The 531-nt window shown below is 66.9% G+C and carries 1 pseudogene; it reads right to left on the minus strand.

Annotation, left to right across the window (positions count from 1 at the left end):
* Positions 1 to 105: 105 nt before the first annotated feature.
* Positions 106 to 531, minus strand: a pseudogene (locus HUO12_RS14270) (ATP-dependent zinc metalloprotease FtsH); the annotation flags it as partial.

Consider the following 531-nt stretch of genomic DNA (forward strand, 5'->3'; position numbering starts at 1 on the left):
GGCCAGCGTGGAGCCCTGGAGCATCGCGCCCCTGACCATGCGCAGGAAGTGCGTGACGGCCAGGCTCTCACCCAACTAGCCAACCATTGCTTGATCTGGACGAATTCAGATGGGCAGTGCCCGGGCTGATGCCGCCATCGGAGCCAGCTCGGCCTCTGTGAGGGTCTCGCGTTCCAGCAGCAGGCGGGCACCTTGTTCCAGCAGGTCGCGGCGGGCTTGCAGCGCCTGCGTGGCACGGCTGAAGGCCAAGTCGACCAGCCCGCGCACCGCTTCGTCGATGTGGCGGGCCGTGTCTTCACTGTAGTTGCGCTCGGAGCCGAACTGCGGCATCTGGGCCAGAAAGGGCGTGCGCTGGCGCTCATAGGCCACTTGGCCGAGTTCGCTGGACATGCCCAGGCGCGTGACCATGTCCAGCGCGATGTCGGTGGCCTTGGCCAGATCGTCGGCCGCACCGCTGGAGACCTCGCCCAGCAGGAGCTGTTCGGCGGCCCGCCCGCCCAGCAACACAGTCATGCGGTTTTCGAGTTCAGT

This window comes from Altererythrobacter lutimaris (assembly GCF_013371495.1).
GTDB classification, from domain to species: Bacteria; Pseudomonadota; Alphaproteobacteria; order Sphingomonadales; family Sphingomonadaceae; genus Erythrobacter; species Erythrobacter lutimaris_A.